The organism is Mesorhizobium sp. LNHC209A00 (assembly GCF_000502915.1).
Classification (GTDB): Bacteria; Pseudomonadota; Alphaproteobacteria; order Rhizobiales; family Rhizobiaceae; genus Mesorhizobium.
On record NZ_AYWT01000005.1, the window covers coordinates 209209 to 234417 of the forward strand.

The 25209-nt window shown below is 63.7% G+C and carries 22 protein-coding genes and 1 pseudogene; 18 read left to right on the forward strand and 5 right to left on the reverse strand.

Annotated elements, in window-relative coordinates; all coding sequences use genetic code 11:
* Positions 1 to 30: 30 nt before the first annotated feature.
* The 3 genes from X739_RS150315 to X739_RS150305 all read left to right on the forward strand — a co-directional run bounded on the left by X739_RS150315 (position 31) and on the right by X739_RS150305 (position 3118).
* On the forward strand, positions 31 to 552 hold the full coding sequence (locus X739_RS150315; protein WP_023771733.1) for an RNA pyrophosphohydrolase: 522 nt from the start codon (positions 31 to 33) through the stop codon (positions 550 to 552).
* A 72-nt stretch (positions 553 to 624) separates the two neighbouring features.
* Complete coding sequence (gene alr / locus X739_RS150310) at positions 625 to 1770, forward strand: alanine racemase (protein WP_023794836.1); 1146 nt, start codon at positions 625 to 627, stop codon at positions 1768 to 1770.
* 91 nt (positions 1771 to 1861) lie between these two features.
* Complete coding sequence (locus X739_RS150305; protein WP_023771731.1) at positions 1862 to 3118, forward strand: D-amino acid dehydrogenase; 1257 nt, start codon at positions 1862 to 1864, stop codon at positions 3116 to 3118.
* A 60-nt stretch (positions 3119 to 3178) separates the two neighbouring features.
* Here the strand turns inward: X739_RS150305 and X739_RS150300 are convergent, their stop codons facing one another.
* From X739_RS150300 to X739_RS150290, 3 genes are all read right to left on the reverse strand, one after another.
* On the reverse strand, positions 3179 to 5323 hold the full coding sequence (locus X739_RS150300) for a phosphatidylserine/phosphatidylglycerophosphate/cardiolipin synthase family protein (RefSeq protein WP_023794837.1): 2145 nt from the start codon (positions 5321 to 5323) through the stop codon (positions 3179 to 3181).
* Positions 5320 to 5763: a hypothetical protein gene (locus X739_RS150295; protein WP_023794838.1), complete on the reverse strand. Its 444-nt coding sequence runs from the start codon at positions 5761 to 5763 to the stop codon at positions 5320 to 5322. The genes X739_RS150300 and X739_RS150295 overlap by 4 nt, the downstream gene beginning before the upstream one ends.
* Positions 5764 to 5951: 188 nt before the next feature.
* Positions 5952 to 6833 carry a LysR family transcriptional regulator gene (locus X739_RS150290; protein ID WP_023794839.1) on the reverse strand — a complete coding sequence of 294 codons (882 nt, stop codon included), beginning with the start codon at positions 6831 to 6833 and terminating at the stop codon, positions 5952 to 5954.
* Positions 6834 to 6992: 159 nt separating this feature from the next.
* Between X739_RS150290 and X739_RS150285 the strand changes: the two genes are divergently transcribed.
* Both X739_RS150285 and X739_RS150280 read left to right on the forward strand, forming a co-directional pair.
* Positions 6993 to 8489, forward strand: coding sequence for a CoA-acylating methylmalonate-semialdehyde dehydrogenase (locus X739_RS150285; RefSeq protein ID WP_023771728.1), 1497 nt, complete (start codon positions 6993 to 6995; stop codon positions 8487 to 8489).
* A 235-nt stretch (positions 8490 to 8724) separates the two neighbouring features.
* The gene (locus tag X739_RS150280) at positions 8725 to 9030 is read left to right on the forward strand and encodes a hypothetical protein (protein WP_023771727.1); all 306 of its coding nucleotides are present in this window, start codon (positions 8725 to 8727) and stop codon (positions 9028 to 9030) included.
* Positions 9031 to 9055: 25 nt separating this feature from the next.
* Here the strand turns inward: X739_RS150280 and X739_RS150275 are convergent, their stop codons facing one another.
* Positions 9056 to 9748, reverse strand: coding sequence for a GntR family transcriptional regulator (locus X739_RS150275; protein ID WP_031252061.1), 693 nt, complete (start codon positions 9746 to 9748; stop codon positions 9056 to 9058).
* 69 nt (positions 9749 to 9817) lie between these two features.
* Between X739_RS150275 and X739_RS150270 the strand changes: the two genes are divergently transcribed.
* From X739_RS150270 to X739_RS150215, 13 genes and pseudogenes are all read left to right on the forward strand, one after another.
* Positions 9818 to 10711, forward strand: a complete 894-nt coding sequence (locus X739_RS150270; protein WP_023794840.1) for a dihydrodipicolinate synthase family protein — start codon at positions 9818 to 9820, stop codon at positions 10709 to 10711.
* A gap of 46 nt (positions 10712 to 10757) precedes the next feature.
* A pseudogene (locus tag X739_RS01000000166145) lies at positions 10758 to 12096 on the forward strand (FAD-dependent oxidoreductase).
* Between the two features lie 14 nt (positions 12097 to 12110).
* Positions 12111 to 13112, forward strand: a complete 1002-nt coding sequence (locus X739_RS150265) for a 4-hydroxyproline epimerase (protein ID WP_023794841.1) — start codon at positions 12111 to 12113, stop codon at positions 13110 to 13112.
* A 333-nt stretch (positions 13113 to 13445) separates the two neighbouring features.
* A complete protein-coding gene (locus tag X739_RS150260; RefSeq protein WP_023784250.1) occupies positions 13446 to 14348 on the forward strand; it encodes a branched-chain amino acid ABC transporter permease in 903 nt (300 codons plus the stop codon).
* Between the two features lie 4 nt (positions 14349 to 14352).
* A complete protein-coding gene (livM, locus tag X739_RS150255) occupies positions 14353 to 15948 on the forward strand; it encodes a high-affinity branched-chain amino acid ABC transporter permease LivM (protein WP_023771721.1) in 1596 nt (531 codons plus the stop codon).
* Entirely contained in the window at positions 15948 to 17429 is a 1482-nt protein-coding gene (locus X739_RS150250) for an ATP-binding cassette domain-containing protein (protein WP_023794842.1), read from the forward strand. The genes livM and X739_RS150250 overlap by 1 nt, the downstream gene beginning before the upstream one ends.
* Positions 17429 to 18157 (forward strand): ABC transporter ATP-binding protein, encoded by a 729-nt coding sequence (locus X739_RS150245; protein ID WP_015315220.1) that lies wholly within the window; start codon positions 17429 to 17431, stop codon positions 18155 to 18157. Before X739_RS150250 ends, X739_RS150245 begins: the two co-directional genes overlap by 1 nt.
* 16 nt (positions 18158 to 18173) lie before the next feature.
* On the forward strand, positions 18174 to 18521 hold the full coding sequence (locus X739_RS150240) for a DUF6867 family protein (RefSeq protein WP_023771719.1): 348 nt from the start codon (positions 18174 to 18176) through the stop codon (positions 18519 to 18521).
* Between the two features lie 137 nt (positions 18522 to 18658).
* Complete coding sequence (locus X739_RS150235; protein WP_023771718.1) at positions 18659 to 19777, forward strand: branched-chain amino acid ABC transporter substrate-binding protein; 1119 nt, start codon at positions 18659 to 18661, stop codon at positions 19775 to 19777.
* A 289-nt stretch (positions 19778 to 20066) separates the two neighbouring features.
* On the forward strand, positions 20067 to 23525 hold the full coding sequence (gene pyc / locus X739_RS150230) for a pyruvate carboxylase (RefSeq protein ID WP_023794843.1): 3459 nt from the start codon (positions 20067 to 20069) through the stop codon (positions 23523 to 23525).
* A gap of 157 nt (positions 23526 to 23682) precedes the next feature.
* Positions 23683 to 23943 carry a DUF2312 domain-containing protein gene (locus tag X739_RS150225; protein WP_015315223.1) on the forward strand — a complete coding sequence of 87 codons (261 nt, stop codon included), beginning with the start codon at positions 23683 to 23685 and terminating at the stop codon, positions 23941 to 23943.
* Between the two features lie 49 nt (positions 23944 to 23992).
* Positions 23993 to 24433: a hypothetical protein gene (locus X739_RS150220; RefSeq protein WP_023771717.1), complete on the forward strand. Its 441-nt coding sequence runs from the start codon at positions 23993 to 23995 to the stop codon at positions 24431 to 24433.
* Positions 24434 to 24733 carry a hypothetical protein gene (locus tag X739_RS150215; protein ID WP_023794844.1) on the forward strand — a complete coding sequence of 100 codons (300 nt, stop codon included), beginning with the start codon at positions 24434 to 24436 and terminating at the stop codon, positions 24731 to 24733. It begins immediately after the preceding gene.
* Positions 24734 to 24799: 66 nt separating this feature from the next.
* On the opposite strand, the gene msrB is transcribed toward X739_RS150215, so the two are convergent.
* Positions 24800 to 25204 (reverse strand): peptide-methionine (R)-S-oxide reductase MsrB, encoded by a 405-nt coding sequence (msrB, locus tag X739_RS150210; RefSeq protein WP_023771715.1) that lies wholly within the window; start codon positions 25202 to 25204, stop codon positions 24800 to 24802.
* Between the last annotated feature and the right edge of the window lie 5 nt (positions 25205 to 25209).

Below are 25209 nucleotides of genomic sequence, written 5' to 3' on the forward strand. Positions count from 1 at the left end.
CTTCGGAAAGGCGACTGGAGAGACTGAGTGATGCCGCAGACGAAAAAAGTCGACCGCGAAACGCTGCCCTACCGACCCTGTGTCGGGCTGATGATCCTCAATGGCGAGGGGCTGGTCTGGGTCGGGCATCGCATTGCCGAACCCGACAGCGAGTTCGCCGGCACAACGCAGCTCTGGCAGATGCCGCAAGGTGGCATCGACAAGGGCGAGGAGCCGTTGCAGGCCGCCGAGCGCGAGCTCTATGAGGAGACCGGCATGCACAGCGTCTCGCTGTTGGCGGAAGCGCCGGACTGGATCAACTATGACCTGCCGGACCACCTGGTCGGTATCGCCTTCAAGGGGCGGTATCGCGGCCAGACGCAGAAATGGTACGCCTTCCGCTTCCATGGCGATGCCAGCGAGATCCAGATCAATCCGCCGCCGGGCGGCCACACAGCCGAATTCGACAAATGGTCATGGCGGCCGATGCAAGACCTGCCCGACCTGATCGTGCCGTTCAAGCGCAAGGTCTATGAAGATGTGGTGGCGGCGTTCAGACATCTGGCGCGATAGCCGCGCGGCCCTGGCCGAGGTTGCCGCGCCGGTGCGGTGGTCGTATTGGTCGTCGATGCAACGAGGCTCGCCATGAACGACGCCGTCAACGGGGATGCTTCGAAAACCGCCACCGGTGGGCCAGTCAGCGAAGCGGCAGCCGGGGCGATTCTGACCATCGATCTCGGTGCGATCCGCGAAAACTACCGGCGGCTGAATGCAAGGCTGGGTGGCGTACGCTGTGCCGGCGTGGTCAAGGCCGACGGCTATGGTCTAGGTGCGGGCCAAGTGGCTTCGGCGCTGATGAAAGAAGGCTGCGACATCTTCTTCGTCGCTCTGCTGGCCGAAGGAATTGCGCTCCGCAAGGCGATCGGGACCGGACCCGAGATCTATGTGCTGAACGGTCTGCCGCCAGGCTCCGAGGGGGAAGCGGTCGCGTCTGGTCTCCGCGCGGTCATCAACAGTGGCGCACAGTTGAGAGCCTGGCGCGCGGCGGGACACCGTGTTGGCCAAAGACTTCCGGCCGCGATCCAGGTCGACAGCGGCATGTCGCGACTTGGCATGGCGCCGCCCGAAGTCGAGGCGATGGCCGGCGACACCGCCGCGTTCGATGGCATCGGCGTCAGATATGTGATGAGCCACCTGGCTTGCGCCGACGAGCCGCACCATCCCGCCAACGAACAGCAGCGGCGGGCCTTCGAGCGGTTGCGTGCCATGCTGCCCGGGGCACCCGCCTCGCTCGCCAATTCCTCCGGCATCTTTCTGGGACCATCCTATCATTATGATCTCGCTCGCCCTGGCGCCGCGCTCTACGGCATCAATCCGACGCCTGCCGAACCCAACCCGATGCTGCCCGTGGTGCGGCTGCAGGCCAAGGTGGCGCAGACGCGCGGCGTCGAAAAGGGCGCCGGCATCGGCTATGGCCACACCTTCCATGCGGAAGGGCCGCTCAGCCTGGCGACGATCTCGTTCGGCTACGCGGATGGCTGGCTGCGCCGGTCCGCGTCGGCCGCCTGGTTCGAGGGCACGCGCCTGCCCTTCCTCGGACGCGTGTCGATGGATTCGATCATTCTCGACATCTCGGCCCTGCCGCCCGGCAAGCTTCGCGAAGGGGATCTCGTCGAACTGCTCGGCCCTTCGCAAAGCGTCGACGACGCCGCCGGCCATGCCGGCACGATCGGCTACGAAATCCTGGCCAGCCTCGGGACGCGGTTTCACCGGCGCTATGTCGGCGGGTAACCCTTGGGACTAACCCCTTGGCGGGTGCGGCAAAATCCGGCAGACAGTGGATGGCATGCCCGGTGTCCGTGGCGGCGTGGAGCGTGATGCGATGAAGATCATGGTGCTGGGCGGTGGCGTCATTGGGGTGACCACGGCCTATTATCTTGCCGAGGCCGGCCATGAGGTGACTGTGATCGACCGCCAGAAAGGGCCGGGGCTGGAAACCAGCTTCGCCAATGCCGGTGAGATTTCGCCCGGCTATGCCTCGCCCTGGGCCGGCCCGGGCATTCCGCTCAAGGCGATCAAGTGGCTCTTGATGAAGCATGGCCCGCTGGTGGTGCGGCCGGCGTTCGACCCACACATGTGGACCTGGCTGGTCAAGATGCTGCGCAACTGCACCGCCGAGCGCTACGCGATCAACAAATCGCGCATGGTGCCGCTGGCCGAATACAGCCGTGACACGCTTAAGGCGCTGCGCGAGGCGACCGGCATCGCCTATGACGAGCGGACGCAGGGCACGCTGCAACTGTTTCGCACGCAAAAGCAGCTCGACGGCACATCAGGCGATGTCGAGGTGCTGAAGAAATATGGCGTGCCCTATGAGGTCCTTGATCCCGACGGCTGCATCGCGGCGGAACCGGCGCTGGCCGGGGTGCGCGAGAAATTCGTCGGAGGCCTGAGGCTGCCGCATGACGAGACCGGCGACTGCAAGATGTTCACCGACAGGCTGGCCGAGCTCTGCGTGGCGCGCGGCGTCAAGTTCGAATACGACACGACGATATGGCGCGTCATCCGCAGCCGCAACCGCGTCAACAGTATGAGCACCAGCAAGGGCTGGCTGACCGCCGACGCCTATGTGATGGCGCTGGGCAGCTATTCGGCGGACTTCATGCGCCGGATGAAGCGACCGATCCCGGTCTATCCGGTCAAGGGCTACTCGATCACGGTGCCGATCAAGGACGCCGCCGCCGCACCCGTGTCGACCGTGATGGACGAAACCTACAAGGTCGCGATCACCCGGCTCGGCGATCGCATCCGCGTCGGCGGCACGGCCGAGATTTCCGGATTCGACCTCAGGCTGCATGAATCGCGCCGGCGCACGCTCGAACACTCGGTCGGCGACCTTTTTCCGGGCGCCGGCGCGATGCGGGAGGCAACGTTCTGGTGCGGGCTGCGGCCGATGACGCCGGACGGACCGCCGCTGATCGGCCGCACGGAGCTGTCCAACCTCTATCTCAACACCGGCCACGGAACGCTCGGCTGGACCATGGCCTGCGGCTCGGCCAAGGTGCTTTCCGACATCATCTCGAACCGGGTGCCTGACATCGACGTGCGTGCCTTGGCGCAGGAGCGTTACCTGAAATAGCAGCCGCGCGTCTCGCGTTTTTGTTCCTTGCTTATATCATGGCCCGGAACCGGGGCGATATCAGAACGCCTGGCTGACCCACGCCTCGTCGAACAGCAGCCGGTACGCCCACGGGATCGTCACATTGGTGGCGACCGGGTTCGAGTGGGCGAGGTAGTCGTCATAGACCGGCTTCATCCTGGCGTAGAAGGCGGGGTCGAGCACCATCATGCCGTTCTCCGAATCGTGGAAGAAGCTGCGGTTGTTGAGGTTGACCGAGGATATGGCGACCAGCCTTTCATCGATCATCATGATCTTGGAATGCAGGACCACGTCAGGCGCCTTGAACTCGCGGATATTGATACGGTCGCCATATTTCTCGACGAACAGCTTGTTGAGCGCGGTGAGGAACTTGCCGCCGATATCGCCCTTGAGGTCGATGCGGCCGACAATGTCGATCCTGACGCCGCGGGCGAGTGCCCGGTCAAAAGCCTTGGCGAGGCTCGGCGTCGGATTGAGGTAGGGGTTGACGATCTGGATATGGTGCCGGGCGGCATCGACCAGCTCGACGAAATAGGCCTCCAGCGCATGGTCATCCTCATAGGGCACCGAGATGAAATGCCGGGCATTGCCCCGAGGGCCATCTCCGCGGACCGGGATGGAGAAGGGGCGCGCCAGGTTGGTGTCTGCGTCGCGCAGCCATATCGTCGACAGCTGCGCGGCGAGCGTCTCGACCGTCGCCCGGTCGGCGAACTCGATGTCGAAGTCGCTCCAGTTCGAATAGTAGTTCAGCGAAAACCCGTCGGTCTTGCCGTATTGCTCGAGATCCGGATAGCGCGTCAGATCGATCGGCTGGTGGAACAGGAAACCGTCATGGATGTTGCGGCCGCCGATGATGACGCGCGAGCGCGCGGGGTCCTGCGCCAGCGTCGCCAGCATCTTGACATGATGCACCTTGTGCAGTTGTGAAATCTGCTCGTCGATCGGCGCGCCGTGGTCCGCCCGCCAGCGATATTCCTGCAGCTCCACATTGGGGAATTCGGCGGCCAGCCGGTGCAGCATGGCGTCGTCCTTGTCGCGCTCCAGCACGTCGGTGACCATGATGCGCACCTTGGTGCCAAGCGCTGCATGATTGCGGATCAGCCGTTCGATGACGCGGCCGGAAAAGTCGGCCTTGAATTCCAGCGAGGACAGATAGATCAGCTTCAGCCTCGGCGCCTTCGAGAAATCGAGCGGCAGTTCCGGATCGCCTCTGTCTATTGCCGCATCTGACAGCGGCGCGCCCATTAGCGCCTCGACCTTGGCGTTGAAGCCGTCGCGCGACTTGCGCAGCAGCCTGGGCTCGCCGATCGGCATGGCGCAGGTCTGCGACAGCCATCGACTGGCATAGAAGGCGCGCTCGAGCGCATCGAGGCCGGCAACGCCGGGGATTGGGCAGCGCTGGTAGCGGCTGTCCAAACTGGCAAGCGCCGGATCCGCGGTTTCTTCGCGCCGGATGGTGAGCGGTGTACTGGCGGGCGCAAGGCTGGAGCGGATCCTCGCCGTGCACCGGTTCAGGCCGTCGCCCGGGAACAGGCTGACCGTGTCGTCCTCGCCGGAGAGGTGAAAACCGAATGCCGCGCCGGCGGCGATGGTGCGTGTGGCCGCGCCAGCGCGGAGCGCCAATGCGCCGTCGCAACTGCCTTCGATGTCGGCCGGCTGTTTGCCCGCCTGGCGGACGACGATCTCGGTGCTGTGTGCCTGCAAGCCGGAGAAATCGAAAATCCTTGGGGCCGAGGGCCGCGCCGCCGCATCGATATAGAGCGTCTGCCGCGACACCCGCCAGCGGCCCTCGAAATAACCGTCGCCGCTGCCTCCACCGGCCGGCGGCAGATGAGCGTTGGCGACCGGTCCGGCCAGGTGCTGGAGCGTCGAATAGGTCGCCTGGAAATCGCGGTTCTGGACATCGAGGCGGTTGCGCCCGAAGGGGCCGGTGCCGTTGGCACGGTCCATGGCGCCGAGCTGGTTGCGGGCGAGCAGTGCCAGGAACCGTCTTTCATAGTCGCTGCCGCCGTCATTGCCGAAGAACTGCTCAGCCGCGATCCGCGACCCGGGCGTGCCAGCCGACAGCGAGGGCCGCGCGCAAGCCTCCTGCCCAGCCGGGAGCTCGCAGGCATTGCGGCCCGCACCGCAGCCGGCAAGGGCGGCCAACCCGAACAGGGCGAGGATGGCCGTGCGGATATTCACCCCGCCGCCCCGGCCTTCATGACGCTCAACTGCGCCGGGTCGCGGGGCGGCATGAAACCTTGCGGGAAAACCTTGCAGACAGGGATGGCGAAGGTGGCGATCAGCAGTTCCGCCTCGCTGCGCATCTTGCGCGGCGCCGTCATGTCATCGCGGATCGCCCTCGCCGAGGCGACAAGGGCGCCGTCGCAGTCGCAATGGTTGCGACGGGCGATGTAGCAGGCGTCATGAGTTCGGCAAACGGCGTCGAGGCGATCGACAGGTCGGGCCGACAGATCGCCGGTGCGGGTGCCGGGACCGCAATAATTGCCGATGACGAAAGGCGAGGGACGCGCCATGGCGAAGCGGATCGGTTTCGGCAATTCGGCTTCCGGCACTTTTGTCCACGGGTTGGCGCATGCGGAAACGAACAGCAGCGGCAGGATGGCAAGAACGGCTCGCATGTCTATCCGCGCCAGCTTTCTGAAAGATGCCCCACCCCGACCTGTCCCATGGCCGGCGACCGCACGCCTGATGCCACACTGGTCGGTTTTGTGGCAAGGAAAAGGCGGCGTGGGTGATCCAGGCCCGCGTTATTGTGATGTCGGCACCCTGCCTGAAGGGCGCGAAACCCGCAGGCATTTGAGGGAAATCAGGTAAACAACCCCCGCTCCCGTTCCACCGCCTTGGTGATGAAGCCGGCGACGATCTGGACGCGGCGCAGCGGCCTCACCGATTCGTGATAGACCAGCCAGTAGGCGCGGCGGATGGGCGCGACCACATCGACGGCCACCATCTCCGGCATCGAGCGGGCGACGAAGGTGTGCAGGATGCCGATGCCGGCGCCCGAGCGCACGGCTTCGGCCTGGCCAAGTGCGGAGGAGATGGCAAAGCTGGTCCGCCAATCGGCGCTGAATTCGGCGGCGTAGTCGAGCGACGGGCTGACGATCAGGTCAGGCACATAGCCGATAAGGGTGTGCTGGCCAAGTTCGGCGGCGGTTTTGGGCAGGCCATGCGCGTCGACATAGCCGCGGGAGGCAAACAGGCCGAGCGAGTAGTCGACCAGTTTCCCCGCCACCAGCCGGCCTTCGGTCGGCCGCTCGACGGTTATGGCAATGTCGGCCTCGCGCCGCGACAGGGAGAAGGAGCGCGGCACCGGGACGAGTTGGATGGTGAGTTCGCGGTGCTGGGCGGTGAGTTCGCCCAGCCGCTTGGCCAGGAAGGCGACGCCGAAGCCGTCGGGTGCGCCGATGCGCACGGTTCCGGAAACATCGTCGCCTTCGCCCGATATGGTCGAGCGGGCGGCGATCATGTCGCCTTCCATGCGCTCGGCGATGTCGAGGAAGCGCTCGCCGGCCGGGGTCAGTTCGCTGCCGGTGGTCAGCCGGCGGAAGAGTTTCGTGCGTAACGCGTCTTCGAGGGCCGCGATGCGGCGCGAGACGGTGGCGTGGTTCAGCTCAAGCCGCCTGGCGGCGCCAAGGATCTGGCCGGCCCGCGCCACGGCGAGGAAGATGCGGACGTCATCCCAGTTCATGGCCTTCCCCTGATGGCGATCTCAGGCGAGTATTTGCGAGAATTGATGCTCACGCGTCAATCGATATCTATTTTACGCACAACGGTTGCGTTCTCCCTCGCGTTGCCATCGGCCAGCCAAAGGCGGACAATGCGACATCACAAACCAGGGAGAGAAATCATGATCGACTACGGTCATTTCATCGGCGGCAAGCGTGTCGCCGGCACCAGCGGCCGCAAGCAGGACGTCATGCAGCCGATGGACGGCACGGTGCGCGGCACGGTGGCGCTGGCCTCGCAGGCGGAATTGCGCGCGGCGGTCGAGAACGCCAAGGCCGCACAGCCCCAATGGGCCGCGACCAATCCGCAGCGCCGCGTGCGCGTTCTGATGAAGTTTCTCGAACTGGTCGCCCGCGACTATGACGAACTGGCCGAGATCCTCGCGCGCGAACATGGCAAGACCATCGCCGACGCCAAGGGCGACATCCAGCGCGGCCTGGAAGTGGTCGAGGTCTGCATCGGCGCTCCGCACATGATGAAGGGCGAGTTCACCGACGGCGCCGGCCCCGGCATCGATGTCTATTCGATGCGCCAGCCGCTCGGCGTCGTCGCCGGCATCACGCCGTTCAATTTCCCGGCGATGATCCCGTTGTGGAAGATCGCGCCGGCGATCGCCTGCGGCAACGCCTTCATCCTGAAGCCTTCGGAGCGTGATCCGGGCGTGCCGATGCGCATTGCCGAACTCTTCATCGAGGCCGGTCTGCCGGCCGGCATCCTCAATGTCGTCAACGGCGACAAGGATGTCGTCGACGCCATCCTCGACGATCCCGACATCAAGGCCATCGGCTTTGTCGGCTCGACGCCGATCGCGCATTACATCTATTCGCGCGGCACGGCGGCCGGCAAGCGCGTGCAGTGCTTCGGCGGCGCCAAGAACCACATGATCATCATGCCCGACGCCGACATGGACCAGACCGTCGACGCGCTGATCGGCGCCGGCTACGGCTCGGCCGGCGAGCGGTGCATGGCTATCTCGGTGGCCGTTCCGGTCGGCAACGACACCGCAAACCGGCTGATGGAAAAGCTGATCCCGCGCGTCGAAAGCCTGAAGGTCGGTCCCTCGACGGATTCGGCAGCGGATTTCGGCCCGCTGGTTACCGCCCAGGCGCTGGAGCGCGTCAAGGGTTACGTCGACACCGGTGTCAAGGAAGGCGCCAAGCTTGTCGTCGACGGTCGCGGCTTCAAGATGCAGGGCTATGAGGACGGCTACTATATGGGCGGTTGCCTGTTCGACAATGTCACGGCCGATATGCGCATCTACAAAGAAGAGATCTTTGGGCCGGTGCTCTCGGTGGTGCGCGCGCCGACCTATGAGAACGCCATCAAGCTCGCCAACGACCATGAGATGGGCAATGGCGTCGCCATCTTCACCCGCGATGGCGACGCCGCGCGCGACTTCGCCAGCCGTGTCCAGGTCGGCATGGTCGGCGTCAACGTACCGATCCCGGTGCCGATCGCCTATTACACTTTCGGCGGCTGGAAGGCATCTTCCTTCGGCGATCTCAACCAGCATGGCCCGGACGCGTTCCGCTTCTACACCAAGACCAAGACGGTGACCTCGCGCTGGCCGTCCGGCATCAAGGACGGCGCCGAGTTCGTTATCCCCACGATGAATTGACCGGACGCTTTTTTATCTGGTCTTCCTCCCTGCAAGGCGGATGAGAAGATCGATTGAACCTGAGGCCTAAGTCCCCGGACTTAGGCCTTTTGTTTTTGCAAACGCTAATGTGATGGAACCCGTGGGGATTGCGCGACTTAGGGCTGCAATCCTGCCGTGGAGGAGGCGCGGCAGACAACCAGGGCGCCGACGGCGGGCCGGTGGCATTGCATCGTCCGGCGCAAGGAGGTGTCAAATGACACGACGTCTTACGGCGACAATGTTCGTTGCGGCGATGGCGATGTGCTTGGGTGCTGCCCAGGCAAATGCAGCTGGGCAATGCGCGGCACGCGCCGATATCGTGAAAGCGCTCGGCGAGAACTTCCACGAAAGCGAAGCCGGGCGCGGCCTGATCAACCCCAATGTGGTCCTCGAGGTCTTCGTTTCGGAACAAGGCAGCTGGACGGTCTTGGCGTCCGACACGAAAGGCCAGAGTTGTATCCTGTCGGTCGGCGAAGGCTGGGACAGCCCGACACTCAAGGCGGCCTTGCCGGGCGCCTGAGCGATTTGCCTTCGCGCTCTTGCAACTAGCGCGTGGCGGCGACCTCGGCATGGCCGCGCAGCAGTGCCATCAGTTTCTTGGCGTCCTTGGCGGCGCCTTCCTCGTCGCCGTCCAGGATCGAGCGGATCAATGCAACATGGTGCTCGGCGGATTCCGCCAGCCCGGTGTCGGCCTTGTAGCGGAACCAGAAGCGGCGACTGTGGGTCTGCAGCGGGGCGGCCAACCGGGCGGCGAACGGGTTGTCGGCGGCCAGCGCCAGCGCCTCGTCGAGCGCCTTGTCGGCCTGGATGAAGGCGAGCACATTGCCTGATATCACTGCTTTCTGCATGGCGAGCGCCGCCTCGTGGAACATGTCGGCGGCCTCGCGGGTGACGAAGCGTGCGGCCGAACGGGCGAGCACCACCTCGACGCCACGCCTTGCGTCGAGCACACGCAGCCAGTCGCCGGGGTGCAGTGGCGCGATCGCGATGCCGGCGCGGGGCCTGACATCGAGCAATCCCTCCCAGGCCAGCCGCTGGATCGCCTCGCGCACCGGCGTGCGGCCGAGCGCCAACCGCTCGATCAGGGAACCCTCGGTGACAAAACTCGCCGGGGCCAGTTCGAGCGTGACGATCATGTGTTCGAGGACGCGATAGGCCCTGGTCGCTGCGGGTTCGGACACGGTGCTTGCTTCCATGGATATCAAAGGTCCTCTCCTGATATATCTAGAATATATCATAACAGATTCCGTATTGACAGCAGCTTTCCTAACAGATATACGGCTGATATATCAGATGGAGAGATAGCCATGTGGACCGGAGTTTTCCCCGCCGTCACGACCAAATTCACCGCCGACGATCGGCTCGACCACGCCGAGATGGAGCGCTGCTTCGGCCTGCAAATGGATGCCGGCTGCGATGGCATCATTGTCTGCGGCTCGCTCGGCGAGGGACCGATGCTGTCACCTGACGAGAAGATCGAGGTGCTGAAGACCGCGCAGAAGATCGCTGGCAAGAAGCCGGTGCTGCTCACAGTCAACGAGGCTGGCACTCGCGAGGCGGCCGGCATCGCCAAGCGCGCCGCCAAGGAAGGCGCCAATGGCCTGATGGTGGTGCCGAGCCCGATCTACCACACCAACGCGGAAGAGACGGTGGCGGCGCTGCGCGCGGTGGCGGAAGCCGGCGACTTGCCGGTCATGATCTATTCCAACCGGCTCGCCTACCGCGTAGATGTAAGCGTCGACCAGATGGAGGAGCTGGCATCGGACAAGCGCTTCGTCGCCATCAAGGAATCCTCCGACGACATCCGCCGCTCGACAGAGATCATCAACCGCCTGGGCAGCCGCTACGACCTGTTCACCGGCGTCGACAATCTGGCCTTCGAGGCGCTGTCCGTGGGTGCCATCGGCTGGGTGGCCGGTCTGGTCACCGCCTTCCCGCGCGAGACCGTCGCCATCTACCAGCTGATGAAGCAGGGACGTCGCGAAGAGGCGCTCGCCATCTACCGCTGGTTCCGGCCGCTGCTCGACCTCGATGTCTCGACCTATCTGGTGCAGAACATCAAGCTTGCCGAAGTGTTAGCAATCAACACCAATGACCGCGTGCGCATGCCGCGCATGCCGCTGTCGGGCGAACGCCGCAAAGCGGTCGAGAAGATCATCAAGGATGCGCTGGCGGCGCGACCGACACTGCCGCGGTTCTAAAGAGGGTTCTCTTCTCCGTTCACGGGGAGAAGATGACGGCAGCCAGATGAGAGGCAGCGCCCAGGTGCAAGGAAAGTCCAAATCGACAGACGAGGGGCGGCGCTCCTCATCCGCCCTTCGGGCACCTTCTCCCCGTGAACGAGGAGAAGGGAGAGACATCGCCATCATCGGCGGCGGCATCATCGGCATTTGCGCTGCTGCCTTCCTTGCCGAGGCAGGACTGGACGTCACGGTCTTCGACCGCACGGGCATCTGCGAGGAGACGAGCTCCGGCAACGCCGCCGCCTTTGCCTTCTCCGACGTGCTGCCGCTGGCGCACAAGGGAATGATCCGGCAGCTGCCAAAATGGCTCGCCGATCCACTCGGCCCGCTCAGCATTCCGCCCGCCTACCTGCCGAAGCTGCTGCCCTGGCTGATCCGATTCTGGCGCGCCGGCGCGCCTGGGAAATACGAAGCGAGCCTGACGGCGCAGGCCGGCATGATGAAGCTTGCCGAGGCCGAATGGATGGATCTGCTCGATCGCTCAGGCACCCGGCCGATGCTGCGCGAGGACGGTTCGCTCGAACTTTACGAAGGCGAGGCGGAGTTCCGCGCCTCGCTGTCGGGCTGGGCGGCGCGCGAGCGCTTCGGCATCGGCTTCCGCCATGTCGAGGGCGAGGACCTGGCGGACCTGCAGCCGGGGCTGTCACCGCGCTTCGTCAAAGGCACTTTCGTCCCTGGATGGAAGACGGTCGCCGATCCAAAACTGCTCGGCAAGGNCTCGGCAAGGCGGTGTGGGCGTACGCGCAGTCCAAGGGCGCCCGCTTCGAGATGGCCCGCATCGACCGCATCGCGGCGGATCAGGATGGCCCGACACTGACACTGGCCGACGGCACGAGCAGGCAAGCCGGACACATAATCATTGCCGCGGGCGCCTGGTCGCACCTGCTGGCGCGGCAGCTCGGCGATCGCATTCCGCTGGAGACCGAACGCGGCTACAACACGACGCNGACGTGTGCTCTTCCGATCTGTTGATCTTTTCCGGCCATGGCTTCGTCATCACCCCGCTCGAAACCGGCCTGCGTGTCGGCGGTGCCGTGGAACTCGGGGGCATCGAGCGGCCGCCCAATTTCAATAGGTCGAAAGCGCTCTTGCGGAAGGCGCGGGAATTCCTGCCGGGGCTCGATCCCTCGGGTGGGCGCGAATGGATGGGGTTCCGGCCCTCGCTGCCGGATTCGGTGCCCGTCGTCGGCAAGGCGGCGCGAAGCCGGTCGGTGATCTACGCCTTCGGCCACGGCCACCTCGGCCTGACGCAGGCCGCGGCAACCGGGCGGTTGATCAGGGAATTCGTTCTGGGGCAGACTTCGTCCGTTGATCTGGCCCCCTTCAGTCCACAACGGTTTTGATCTCAAGGAGCCACATGGCCAAGAAATCCTTCTTCTGCATCGACGGCCACACCTGCGGCAATCCGGTGCGGCTGGTCGCCGGCGGCGGCCCTTTGCTGCAGGGCTCGACCATGATGGAGCGACGGGCGCATTTCCTGGCCGAATACGACTGGATCCGCACTGGCCTGATGTTCGAACCGCGCGGCCATGACGTGATGTCAGGCTCGATCCTCTACCCGCCGACGCGCGAGGATTGCGACATCGCCATCCTGTTCATCGAGACGTCCGGCTGCCTGCCGATGTGCGGCCACGGCACCATCGGTACGGTGACGATGGCGATCGAGCACGGGCTGATCAAGCCGAAGACGCCGGGTGTGCTCAGGCTAGACACGCCGGCCGGGCTGGTCATCGCCGAGTACAAGCAGGTCGGCGAATATGTCGAGGAAGTAGGCATCACCAACGTGCCCTCCTTCCTGCACGCCGAAGGGTTGACGGTCGAATGTCCAGGTCTCGGCGAGATCACCGTCGATGTCGCCTATGGCGGCAATTTCTACGCCATCGTGGAGCCGCAGGCGAACTATCGAGATATGGCCGACTATTCCGCCGGCGACTTCATCGCCTGGAGCCCGGTGGTGCGGCAGCGGCTCAACGAGAAGTATTCCTTCGTGCATCCGGAGAATCCCGGGATCACCGGGTTGTCGCACATGCTGTGGACCGGCAAGCCGACGGTTGAGGGAGCCGATGCCCGCAATGCCGTCTTCTACGGCGACAAGGCGATCGACCGCTCTCCATGCGGCACCGGCACCTCGGCGCGCATGGCGCAGCTCCATGCCAAGGGCAAGCTCAAGGCGGGGGATGCGTTTGTCCATGAATCGATCATCGGCTCGCTGTTCAAGGGCAAGGTTGAAAAGGACGTCACGGTCGCCGGTAAGCCGGCGATCATCCCTTCGATCGGCGGCTGGGCCCGCATGACTGGACTGAACACGATCTTCATCGACGACCGCGATCCGTTCGCGCATGGTTTCGTGGTCAAGTAGGAGAATCCTGACGCCGCGGAAAGGAGCGTGACGAAAAACGAAACGTGTCAGGAACGCAACGATTCCTCTCATCACCTAATCTTGACGGTGATTTCTTCGAAAGCGAGCGCATGATGCGGCTCAATCGTCAAAGACATTGCGTTATGCCAATGATAGGGTCCGCGATAGTCCAGGGGCTGGGTGCGAAAACGGGCGATCGGGAAGACGTGACTTGCGAACACGCGGGGCGGTCAAAAAAATCACGTTGCAATCCGGGCTCGAAACTTTACGACTAGGGGAAATACGAAAAGGAATGCGTCTGCATGGGCGACATTCCAGGGGAGCCATGTACACATGCAGTACTTTGTCCAGCAGCTTATCAACGGGCTGACGCTGGGATCGATCTATGGGCTGATCGCGATCGGCTACACGATGGTCTACGGCATTATCGGCATGATCAATTTCGCCCATGGCGACATCTTCATGGTGGGCGCTTTCTCGGCGCTGATCGTCTTCCTCATCCTCGGCGCGCTGTTTTATTCGGTACCCGTGGTCATCGCGCTGCTGGTCATGATGATCGTGGCGATGCTGCTCACCAGCCTCTACAACTGGACGATCGAGAAAGTGGCCTACCGGCCGCTGCGCGGTTCGTTCCGGCTGGCGCCGCTGATCACCGCCATCGGCATGTCGATCGCGCTGTCGAACTTCGTCCAGGTGACGCAAGGCCCGCGCAACAAGCCGATCCCGCCGATGGTCAGCCAAGTCTACAACATCAACGGCGTCAGCGTGTCGCTTAAGCAGATCATCATCGTCATCGTCACCGCTTTGCTGTTGGCGCTGTTCTGGTACTTGGTCAACAAGACCTCGCTTGGCCGGGCGCAACGCGCCTGCGAGCAGGACCGCAAGATGGCCGCACTGCTGGGCATCGACGTCGACCGCACCATCTCGATCACTTTCATCATGGGCGCCGCTCTTGCCGCCGTCGCCGGCACGCTGTTCTTGATGTACTACGGCGTCATCGCCTTCTCGGACGGCTTTACCCCCGGGGTCAAGGCATTCACGGCGGCGGTTCTAGGCGGCATCGGTTCATTGCCAGGTGCGGTGCTGGGCGGCCTCCTGATCGGCTTCATCGAGAGCATGTGGTCGGCCTATTTCTCGATCGACTACAAGGACGTCGCCGCGTTCTCGATCCTGGCAATCGTGCTGATCTTCCTGCCTTCCGGCATATTGGGCCGGCCAGAAGTCGAAAAGGTCTGAGACCATGGCCGTGACCGTATCTCCAGAGCGCGACACTGTCGCCAGCCCCATGCAGCGCGCGCTGCGCGAGGGCTTCTATGCCGGCGCCATCTCGCTTGGCCTGTTCGTGCTGTTCATCGGCCTCAAGACCGACCAGAACATCTCCAACGAACTGGTCTTGGTGAAGCGCTGGGGGCTCTTGGCCGCCGTGGTGATCGCCACGGCTGTCGGGCGTTTCCTTTATGTCGCCTATGGTCAGCCCTTCATGGCCAACCAGAAGATCGCCGATGTCGCCACCGGCCTGTTGCCGGCCAGCGCGGCGTCGCGCTTCTTCCTGTTGCCGGCGTTTGTCGTGGCGATCATCGCGGTGGTGCTGCTGTTCGTGTTCAACGGCTCGCTTGCCGGATGGGTCGGAGCAGAGGCGGCCGGCTACCTGCAGTTCCTGCGCGCGCTCGCAATCATCTATGCGCTGGCCTGTGTGATCTACTATTTCCGCGGCTTCATCCACGCCAACTTCACCAAGCTCGGCATTGCCGCGCTGGTGCTCTATCCGATCCTTGTCGTCGTCGTGCTGTCGCTGATGTCGTGGTCGGTCGCCACCGGACTGCAGGGCTCGCTGAAATGGGTCGACAATTTCGGCATCCAGATCCTGATCTACGTGATGCTGGCCTGGGGGCTGAACATCGTCGTAGGCCTCGCCGGCCTGCTTGATCTCGGCTACGTCGCCTTCTACGCCGTCGGCGCCTATGCCTATGCGCTGCTTGGCACAACCTACGGCCTGTCGTTCTGGATACTGCTTCCGGCGGCTGGCGCCATGGCCGCCTTCTGGGGCGTGCTGCTCGGCTTTCCGGTGCTGCGCCTGCGCGGCGACTACCTGGCGATCGTTACCCTTGCCTTCGGTGAGATCATCCGCCTGGTGCTGATCAACTGGCGCGATGTGACCAACGGTTCGGCCGGTATCTCCGGCATTCCGAAGGTCACCTTTTTCGGCCTGATGACCTTCAACGTCTCGGACCCCAACTACATCGCCAAGGTCCTGCACCTCGCGACCTCGAGCGCCTACTACAAGATCTTCCTCTATTACCTGATCCTGGCGCTTTGCATGCTCACCGCCTTCGTCACCATCAGGCTGAGGCGCATGCCCGTGGGGCGCGCCTGGGAAGCGCTGCGCGAGGACGAGATCGCCTGCCGCTCGCTCGGCATCAACACCACCACGACCAAGCTGACGGCGTTTGCCACGGGTGCCATGTTCGGCGGTTTTGCCGGGGCGTTCTTCGCCGCGCGGCAGGGTTTCGTCAGCCCGGAATCCTTCGTCTTCCTGGAATCGGCCATCATCCTGGCCATCGTCGTCCTTGGCGGCATGGGGTCGCTGGTCGGCATCGCCGTCGCCGCCATGGTGATGATCGGCGGCACCGAGGCGCTGCGCGAGCTCGACTTCCTCAAGCAGGTCTTCGGGCAAGATTTCACCCCCGAACTCTACCGCATGCTCCTGTTTGGCATGGCCATGGTCATCGTCATGCTGTGGAAGCCGCGCGGCTTTGTCGGCAGTCGTGAACCGACAGCCTTCCTCAAGGAGCGCAGGGCTGTCTCAAGCTCCTTCACCAAGGAGGGTCACGGCTGATGAATGCGAACGCACAAATGAACGACTCCATCCTGCAGGTCGATCATCTGTCGATGAAGTTCGGCGGCCTGGTCGCCATCGGCGACCTGTCCTTCACCGCCAGGCGCGGCGAAATCACCGCGCTGATCGGCCCCAACGGCGCCGGCAAGACCACCGTGTTCAATTGCATCACCGGCTTCTACAAGCCGTCGGAAGGCATGATCACGCTCAACCGGGCCGATGGCTCCAGCTACCTGCTGGAACGGCTGCCCAACCATGAGATCCCGGCGCGCGCCAAGGTGGCGCGCACCTTCCAGAACATCCGCCTGTTCTCGGGCATGACGCTGCTGGAGAACCTGCTCGTCGCCCAGCACAACAAGCTGATGAAGGCATCCGGGTATACGATCCTGGGCCTGTTCGGTTTCAGCGGCTACCGCAAGGCCTCGGCCGAATCGGTGGAGCTTGCCAAGCACTGGCTGGAAAAGGCCGATCTCGTCGATCGAGCCGACGATCCGGCCGGCGACCTGCCCTACGGCGCACAGCGGCGGCTCGAGATCGCGCGCGCCATGTGCACCGGTCCCGAGCTTCTGTGCCTCGACGAACCCGCGGCCGGTCTCAACCCGAAGGAATCGGCGGCTCTCAACGAACTGCTGATGGGGATCAAGCACACGACAGGCACCTCGATCCTCCTGATCGAGCACGACATGTCGGTGGTCATGCAGATCTCCGACCATGTCGTGGTGCTGGAATATGGCCGCAAGATCTCCGACGGCAATCCGCAGTCGGTGCGCACCGACCCGCGTGTCATCGCTGCCTATCTTGGCGTCGACGACGAGGAAGTCGAGACCGTACTTACCGAAGTCGGCGACGAGGACGTCATCGAACAGCTCGACATCGGTCCCGACTCCGCGCATGGCCCGGGGACATCATCCTCGTATCTGGCCGGACCGGTGAGCGACACCGTCGGCCATAGCCAAGGCGAACGCGTAACCGTGTCGAAAGGCGCCTCGAAGGCAGCGCAGGTCGATGCCCGCGCCGCCAGCGTGGCAAGCAGGCCTGTCGCCCCGACACCGGCACAGGCCAGGCCCGCCGCGAAGAAAGCGGCGCCAAGGAAAACGGCCGCCAAGGCGCCCGCCGCGAAGGCCGAAGGCGTTTCGAACCGGCTCGCTGCCCCCCGTGGCGGCAAGGCCGACAATCTGACCCGCATCAAGGGCATCGGCACGGTCAACGAGAAGAAGCTCAACGAACACGGCATCTTCCACTTCGACCAGATCGGCGCCTGGAAGAAGGCGGACGTCGAAGCGGTCGAGGCCTATCTCGCCTTTGACGGACGCATAGCGCGCGAGGAGTGGGTCAAGCAGGCTAAGCTGCTCGGCCAAGGCAAGGATACGGAATTCTCAGGCCGCGTCGATGCAGGCAAGGTGGCGACCAGTCATGTTTCCGGCAAAGCCAAGGCGAGCACAGCCAAGCCCGTTCAGGGCAAGCGTGGAGGGGGCAAGTGATGGCCACGACAACGCTGCTCGATATCAAGGGCGTGGAGACCTATTACGGCAACATCCGTGCGCTGAACGGCGTCAATGTCAGCGTCAAGCAAGGTGAGATCGTGGCGCTGATCGGCGCCAACGGCGCCGGCAAGTCGACGCTGATGATGACCATCTTCGGGGCTCCACGCGCCCGGACGGGCACCATCACTTTCAACGGGACCGATATCACCCAGTTGCCGACACACGAAATCGCGCGCATGCGCATTGCCCAGTCACCCGAGGGCCGGCGCATCTTTCCGCGCATGACGGTGATGGAAAACCTGCAGATGGGCGCCAGCCTCGACAACCTCAAATATTATGGCGAGGACGTCGAGAAGGTGTTCACGCTATTCCCTAGGCTGAAGGAGCGCATCGCCCAGCGTGGTGGTACGCTGTCGGGCGGCGAACAGCAGATGCTGTCGATCGGACGCGCACTGATGGCGCGGCCGAAACTGCTTCTGCTCGACGAGCCGTCGCTGGGTCTGGCGCCGCTGATCGTCAAGCAGATCTTCGATGCCATCCGCGAGTTGAACCGCACCCAAGGGCTGACCGTGTTCCTGGTCGAGCAGAACGCGTTCGGCGCGCTCAAGCTCGCCACGCGCGGCTATGTCATGGTCAACGGCAATGTGACGATGAGCGGCACCGGCAAGGAGCTGCTCGCCAATCCGGAAGTGCGCGCCGCCTATCTCGAAGGCGGACATCACTGAGTTCAGGAGACTTCCCATGCAAGGCATTCTCTACGAGGAACCGTCGATCTGGCAGTTCTTCTTCGTCACTTGCCTGCTCGGCGGATGGGCGGCATGGATGACCGGCAAGGCCAGTGCCCAGACTTGGCGCAGCTTCATCCAGCTGTTTGCCTATTTGCTCGGGCTCGGCATCGGCATCCGCTTCATCCATCACGCGCTGTTCGACGGCACGATGTTCTCGCTGCATTACTATATCGTCGACACCGTCGTGCTGATGATACTAGGCTTCGTCGGCTATCAATACACACGAACCAACCAGATGGTCACACAGTATAATTGGCTCTACGAAAGAGCTTCAATCTTGAGCTGGAAATCGAAAGGTTGACGTTCATCATTAACGCCGCGTCAGGGATGAATCGGCGTGACAAGTGCCTGAAAATCGGCAAACTATGCTTTCTGCGATAAGGGTGGGCATCGCATGAAAGCTTCATCCACGCCCACTCCGTTAATGGGAGCGTTTAAATGAAAAAGTCACTCTTGTCCGCCGTGGCCCTGACCGCGCTAGTCGCGTTCGGCGGCAACGCGTGGGCTGATGTAATGTTCGGCGTTGCCGGCCCGATCACCGGCCCGAACGCTGCCTTCGGCGCACAGCTGCAGAAGGGCGCCGAAGCGGCCGTCGCCGATATCAATGCCAAGGGCGGCATCAATGGCGAGCAGATCAAGCTCGAAGTCGGCGACGACGTCTCTGATCCGAAGCAGGGCATCTCGGTCGCCAACAAGTTCGTCGGCGACGGCGTCAAGTTCGTGATCGGCCACTTCAACTCCGGCGTGTCGATCCCGGCCTCCGAGGTCTACGCGGAAAACAATATCGTCGAAATCACCCCGGCCGCAACCAACCCGAAGTTCACAGAGCGCGGCCTGTGGAATGTGTTCCGTACCTGCGGACGCGACGACCAGCAAGGCAGCATCGCCGGCGCCTATATCGCGGCTAACTTCAAGGATGCCAAGGTTGCCGTGATCCATGACAAGACCCCTTATGGCCAGGGCCTCGCGGACGAAACCAAGAAGGCGATGAACGCCGCGGGCGTCAAGGAAGTGATGTATGAAGGCGTCAATGTCGGCGACAAGGACTTCTCGGCGCTGATCGCCAAGATGAAGGAAGCCGGCGTCACGTTGATCTACTGGGGAGGTCTGCACACCGAAGCCGGCCTGATCATCCGTCAATCGGCGGACCAGGGCCTCAAGGCCCCGATGATGTCGGGTGACGGCATCGTGACTGACGAACTCGCCGCCATCGCGGGCGACGCCGTCGCCGGCACGCTCAACACGTTCGGCCCCGACCCGCGCCTGATCCCGGCCAATAAGGAACTCGTCGAGAAGTTCCGCGCGCAGGGTTTCGAGCCGGAAGCCTACACGCTCTACGCCTATGCCGCCGTGCAGGTGGTCGCCGAGGCGGCCGCTGCCGCCAAGACGAACGATCCGCAGGCAGTCGCCAAGGCGATGCATGAAAGCGGACCGTTCCCGACCGTTCTGGGCGATCTCGCCTATGACGCCAAGGGCGATCCGAAACTGCCAGGCTACATCATGTACGAATGGAAGAAGAAGGACGACGGGAAGTATTCCTGGTTCCCGAAGTCGTAATTCATTCGGATACGAAACCAACGATGCCCGGCGCCTCGCGCCGGGCATTTTCTTTGATGCGCGCCGGCAGCCGGGTTGCGTCGTGGGCGAGCCTTCCTTAGCCAGGAAGATCGCATCCAGGATCGAAATTGTCGCCATTGTTCCGCCCGTACGAACTGATGCGTGCGAGTGTTGGCCGGATAATCGATCTAAATCGGTTTAAATGAGCGTCGATTTTGTTTGCACTGCAGCATTTTCCCGCTAATCATTGCCCCGATTTCCTCTTCCTTCCGCTGCTGGAGCCCAGTCCTTGGCCATCACGAAGATACTCGTCGCCAACCGGTCCGAAATCGCCATCCGCGTCTTTCGCGCGGCCAACGAGTTGGGCCTCAAAACCGTGGCGATCTGGGCCGAGGAAGACAAATACTCGCTGCACCGCTTCAAGGCCGATGAGAGCTATCAGGTCGGGCGCGGCCCGCATCTCGGCAAGGACATGGGGCCGATAGAGAGCTATCTGTCTATCGAGGAGGTGATCCGCGTCGCCAGACTTTCGGGCGCCGATGCCATCCACCCCGGCTACGGGCTGCTGTCGGAAAGTCCCGAATTCGCCGAAGCCTGCGCGCAAGCGGGCATCACCTTCATCGGCCCGAAGCCCGACACGATGCGCCGGCTGGGCAACAAGGTCGCCGCGCGCAATCTCGCCATCGAGGTCGGCGTGCCCGTGGTGCCGGCGACCGATCCGTTGCCGGACGACATGGAGGCGGTCAAGGAACTCGCCAAGACGGTCGGTTATCCGGTCATGCTGAAAGCCTCGTGGGGTGGCGGTGGCCGCGGCATGCGCGCCATCCGCTCCGAGGCCGACCTCGCCCGCGAGGTCATGGAAGGCAAGCGCGAGGCGAAGGCCGCCTTCGGCAAGGACGAGGTCTATCTCGAAAAGCTGATCGAGCGCGCCCGCCATGTCGAGGTGCAGGTGCTTGGCGACACGCACGGCAATGCAGTCCACCTGTTCGAGCGCGACTGCTCGATCCAGCGCCGCAACCAGAAGGTCGTCGAGCGCGCGCCGGCGCCATATCTCAGCGAGGAGCTGCGCCAGGAGCTTTGCGGCCACGCGCTGAAGATCGCGCGCGAGACCAGCTATATCGGCGCCGGCACGGTCGAATTCCTGCAGGACGCCGATACCGGCAAGTTCTACTTCATCGAGGTCAATCCGCGCATCCAGGTCGAGCACACCGTCACCGAGATGGTGACCGGCATCGACATCGTGAAGGCGCAGATCCACATCCTCGACGGTTTCGCCATCGGCACGCCGGAATCGGGTGTGCCGGCGCAGAGGGATATCCGGCTGAACGGCCATGCCTTGCAGTGCCGCATCACCACGGAAGATCCCGAACACAATTTCATTCCGGACTACGGCCGCATCACCGCCTATCGCGGCGCCACCGGCTTCGGCATCCGCCTCGATGGCGGCACGGCCTATTCCGGCGCGGTCATCACCCGCTTCTACGATCCGCTGCTGGAGAAGGTCACGGCCTGGGCGCCGACGCCGGCCGAGACGATCGCCCGCATGAACCGGGCTCTGCGCGAGTTCCGCATCCGCGGCGTCGCCACCAACCTCACCTTCCTCGAAGCGATCATCAATCACCCGAACTTCGCCGACAATTCTTATACGACCAGGTTCATCGACACGACGCCGGAGCTGTTCCAGCAGGTCAAGCGCCAGGACCGCGCCACCAAGCTGCTCAACTACCTGGCCGACGTCAGCGTCAACGGCCATCCCGAAACGCGCGGGCGGCCGACGCCAAAGGCCGACGCGGCGGCGCCCGTGGTGCCCTATCTCAACGGCAATGTGCCAAGCGGCAGCAAGCAGAAGCTCGACGTGCTCGGGCCGGAAAAGTTCGCCGCCTGGATGCGCGAGCAGAAGGAAGTGCTGGTCACCGACACGACGATGCGCGACGGCCACCAGTCGCTGCTGGCCACTCGCGTGCGCACGCACGACATTGCCGGCATCGCCGGCACCTATGCGCGCGCCTTGCCGCAGTTGCTGTCGCTCGAATGCTGGGGCGGCGCCACTTTCGACGTCGCCATGCGCTTCCTCACCGAGGATCCATGGGAGCGGTTGTCGCTGGTGCGGGAGGCTGCCCCCAACCTGTTGCTGCAGATGTTGCTGCGCGGCGCCAACGGCGTCGGCTACACCAATTATCCCGACAATGTCGTACAGCATTTCGTCAAGCAGGCGGCGTCGGGCGGCGTCGACTTGTTCCGCGTCTTCGACTGCCTGAACTGGGTCGAGAACATGCGCGTCGCCATGGATGCGGTCGGCGCCGAGGGCAAGCTGATCGAAGCGGCGATGTGCTATACCGGTGACATTCTCGATCCGGCGAGGGCTAAGTACGACCTGAAATATTATGTGGGGCTCGCCAGGGAATTGCAGGCCGCCGGCGCCCATATCATCGCGGTCAAGGACATGGCCGGCCTGTTGAAGCCGAGTGCTGCCCGTGTGCTGTTCAAGGCGCTGCGCGAGGCGACCGACCTGCCGATCCATTTTCATACCCACGACACGTCGGGCCTGTCGGCGGCAACCGTGCTGGCGGCGGTGGAGAGCGGCGTCGACGCCATCGACGCGGCGATGGACGCCTTCTCCGGCAATACGTCGCAGCCTTGCCTAGGTTCGATTGTCGAAGCGCTGAAGGGCACCGAGCGCGATCCGGGCCTCGACCCGCAATGGATCCGCAAGATCTCATTCTACTGGGAAGCCGTTCGCAATCAGTACGCTGCTTTCGAGAGCGACCTGAAGGGCCCGGCTTCCGAGGTCTACCTGCACGAAATGCCGGGCGGGCAGTTCACCAATTTGAAGGAACAGGCGCGTTCGCTGGGGCTCGAGACACGCTGGCACGAAGTGGCGCAGACCTATCACGACGTCAACCTGATGTTCGGTGACATCGTCAAGGTGACGCCGTCCTCCAAGGTCGTGGGCGACATGGCGCTGATGATGGTGAGCCAGGACCTGACAGTCGCCGACGTCGAGAACCCGGGCCGCGACATCGCCTTCCCGGACTCCGTCGTTTCGATGCTGCGCGGCGATCTTGGCCAGTCCCCGGGCGGCTGGCCGCAGGCGCTGCAGAAGAAGGCGCTCAAGGGCGACAAGCCGATCACGGCGCGCCCCGGCTCATTGCTCAAGCCGGCTGACCTCGAGAAGAGCCGCAAGGAGATCGAGGACAAGCTCGAGCGCAAGCTGTCGGAATACGAGTTCGCCTCGTGGCTGATGTATCCGAAGGTGTTTTCCGACTTCGTCGCCGCGCAGGAAACCTACGGCCCGGTCAGCGTTCTGCCGACGCCGACCTATTTCTACGGCATGAGATCGGAAGACGAGATCTTCGTCGATATCGAAAGGGGCAAGACCTTGGTCGTGCGCTGCCAGGCGTTCGGCGATGTCGACGACAAGGGCATGGTCACGGTGTTCTTCGAGCTCAACGGCCAGCCCCGGCGCGTGAAGGTGCCCGACCGCGCGCATGGTGCGTCAGCGGCCAAGGCGCGCCGCAAGGCGGAGCCCGGCAACGAGGCGCATGTCGGGGCGCCGATGCCGGGTGTGGTCTCCGCACTTTCGGTCGCCGCCGGCCAGGCCGTCAAGGCTGGCGACGTGCTGCTCTCCATCGAAGCGATGAAGATGGAGACGGCGTTGCACGCCGAGCGCGACGGGACGGTCGCCGAGGTGCTGGTGAAGGCCGGCGACCAGATCGATGCGAAGGATCTCCTGATCGCGTTCAACTGAGAGCTCGCAAGGAACGGGCAGGCGTCGGCTTGGCGGCAGGCCTTGGCGAGCTGTTCGATAACGGCTTGACCCGCCGGCCCCGGTCGGGCATCGAACCGCTGAAATTCGCCGCGGCACGTTCCCCGAGTCGCGGCGCGGAACCGATTTGGAGAAAAACATGGCCGACGATATCACCGAGACCAGCCAGACTGTTGCCGCCGGCCAGCTGCGTGCCTTGATCGAGCGCATTGAGCGGCTCGAGGAAGAAAAGAAGACGATTTCCGACGACATCAAGGAAGTCTTCGCCGAAGCCAAGGGTACCGGCTTCGACACCAAGGCAATCCGCACCATCATCCGTCTGCGCAAGAAGGACCAGGCCGAGCGCCAGGAGGAGGACGCCATCCTCGATCTGTACATGGCCGCCCTCGGCATGGTGTAAGACTAACCGGCCGGTGCCCGACGCGGTTGCCGGAGATACGGTTCGAACCATGAGCGAATTCGACTTCGGCGGCCGCCGCGCCTTGGAATTCCGCCATCGCGGCTTCTGGTCGCTGTTTGCCGAACGGCATCCGGAAGAAAGAGCCCGGCTAGCGCGGCGCGGGCCCTGGTTCTGGCAGCGCGGGCTGCCCGACTTCGCACTGGTGCTTTCCATGTATGTCGCGCCGGCGCAGAACCATGTCGGCGTCTTCTTCGGCCGCAACGAGAAGTTCGGCGCCACGCAAAGCTGGTCGCGGCTGGAGCCGTTCCGGCCGGCGATCGAAGACAGGCTGAAGCTTCGGCCGGAACAAAGCTGCGAAGGCCTTGGCATCAATTCGATGTGGCGCGTCAACTGCTTTGCCGAGGACAACTGGCCTGCCATGACCGACTGGCTGGTGACGGAATGCTCGCGGGTCGAGTGCGCCGTGACCGAAGTGCTGAGGCAGGGGTAAGTGATCGCGGATTTCTTCCGCTCGCGTTGGCTTGGCGAGGTGCCGATCGACCGGCTGTTCTGGCGCGACCTGATGCTTGTCGGAACCGCGATCAATATTGCGTCGTCTGCCGCGGCGCTGATCCTGCTTGGACTGAAGATGCCGCTCGGCCTTGTCCTTGCGGTGCATTTCGCACCGGTGGCCTACAGCATCTTCCTGGCTTTGGCGGTCTGGCGCACGGCTGACAAGGCAGGTGGCGCCAAGGCTTCGCTTTTCATGCTGGGATCAGCGCTCTGGCTGATCGCCACGATCGTCGTCTGACGAATCCGCCCTTACGAAAAAAAGGGCGGCCGGAGCCGCCCTTGGCAAACATTCATGACGCCTTGTTCAGACGGCCGGCTCGAATTTCAGCGCCACGCCATTGATGCAGTAACGCAGACCGGTCGGCGGCGGGCCGTCCTCGAAGACATGGCCGAGATGGCTGCCGCAACGGGCACAATGGCATTCGGTGCGGACCATGCCGTAGCTGCGGTCGACGGTGTTCTCGACGGAGCCCGGCACGGGATCGTTGAAGCTCGGCCAGCCGGTGCCGCTCTCGAATTTCAGCGTGGATTGGAACAAGGGCTGGTCGCAGCCGACGCAGGAAAAAGTACCGGCGCGCTTCTCGTACAGCAGGGCGCAGCTTCCCGGCCGCTCGGTGCCATGGTTGCGCATGACGGCGTATTGCTCCGGCGTCAGCCGGGCGCGCCATTCGGCGTCGGTGCGGGTGACGGGGTAGGTATGGGTGTCCATTTCAT

Excerpts from the sequence above, each read along its gene's own strand:
- X739_RS150265 (WP_023794841.1), top strand. The coding sequence starts at position 12,111 with ATGGCCAAGAAATCCTTCTTCTGCATCGACGGCCACACCTGCGGCAAT.
- X739_RS150285 (WP_023771728.1), top strand. The coding sequence starts at position 6,993 with ATGATCGACTACGGTCATTTCATCGGCGGCAAGCGTGTCGCCGGCACC.
- X739_RS150245 (WP_015315220.1), top strand. The coding sequence starts at position 17,429 with ATGGCCACGACAACGCTGCTCGATATCAAGGGCGTGGAGACCTATTAC.
- X739_RS150295 (WP_023794838.1), bottom strand. The coding sequence starts at position 5,763 with ATGCGAGCCGTTCTTGCCATCCTGCCGCTGCTGTTCGTTTCCGCATGC.
- X739_RS150250 (WP_023794842.1), top strand. The coding sequence starts at position 15,948 with ATGAATGCGAACGCACAAATGAACGACTCCATCCTGCAGGTCGATCAT.
- alr (WP_023794836.1), top strand. The coding sequence starts at position 625 with ATGAACGACGCCGTCAACGGGGATGCTTCGAAAACCGCCACCGGTGGG.
- X739_RS150290 (WP_023794839.1), bottom strand. The coding sequence starts at position 6,833 with ATGAACTGGGATGACGTCCGCATCTTCCTCGCCGTGGCGCGGGCCGGC.
- X739_RS150260 (WP_023784250.1), top strand. The coding sequence starts at position 13,446 with ATGCAGTACTTTGTCCAGCAGCTTATCAACGGGCTGACGCTGGGATCG.
- X739_RS150220 (WP_023771717.1), top strand. The coding sequence starts at position 23,993 with ATGAGCGAATTCGACTTCGGCGGCCGCCGCGCCTTGGAATTCCGCCAT.
- X739_RS150270 (WP_023794840.1), top strand. The coding sequence starts at position 9,818 with ATGTGGACCGGAGTTTTCCCCGCCGTCACGACCAAATTCACCGCCGAC.
- X739_RS150280 (WP_023771727.1), top strand. The coding sequence starts at position 8,725 with ATGACACGACGTCTTACGGCGACAATGTTCGTTGCGGCGATGGCGATG.
- X739_RS150305 (WP_023771731.1), top strand. The coding sequence starts at position 1,862 with ATGAAGATCATGGTGCTGGGCGGTGGCGTCATTGGGGTGACCACGGCC.
- X739_RS150275 (WP_031252061.1), bottom strand. The coding sequence starts at position 9,748 with ATGATATATTCTAGATATATCAGGAGAGGACCTTTGATATCCATGGAA.
- X739_RS150235 (WP_023771718.1), top strand. The coding sequence starts at position 18,659 with ATGAAAAAGTCACTCTTGTCCGCCGTGGCCCTGACCGCGCTAGTCGCG.
- livM (WP_023771721.1), top strand. The coding sequence starts at position 14,353 with ATGGCCGTGACCGTATCTCCAGAGCGCGACACTGTCGCCAGCCCCATG.
- X739_RS150315 (WP_023771733.1), top strand. The coding sequence starts at position 31 with ATGCCGCAGACGAAAAAAGTCGACCGCGAAACGCTGCCCTACCGACCC.
- X739_RS150240 (WP_023771719.1), top strand. The coding sequence starts at position 18,174 with ATGCAAGGCATTCTCTACGAGGAACCGTCGATCTGGCAGTTCTTCTTC.
- X739_RS150225 (WP_015315223.1), top strand. The coding sequence starts at position 23,683 with ATGGCCGACGATATCACCGAGACCAGCCAGACTGTTGCCGCCGGCCAG.
- msrB (WP_023771715.1), bottom strand. The coding sequence starts at position 25,204 with ATGGACACCCATACCTACCCCGTCACCCGCACCGACGCCGAATGGCGC.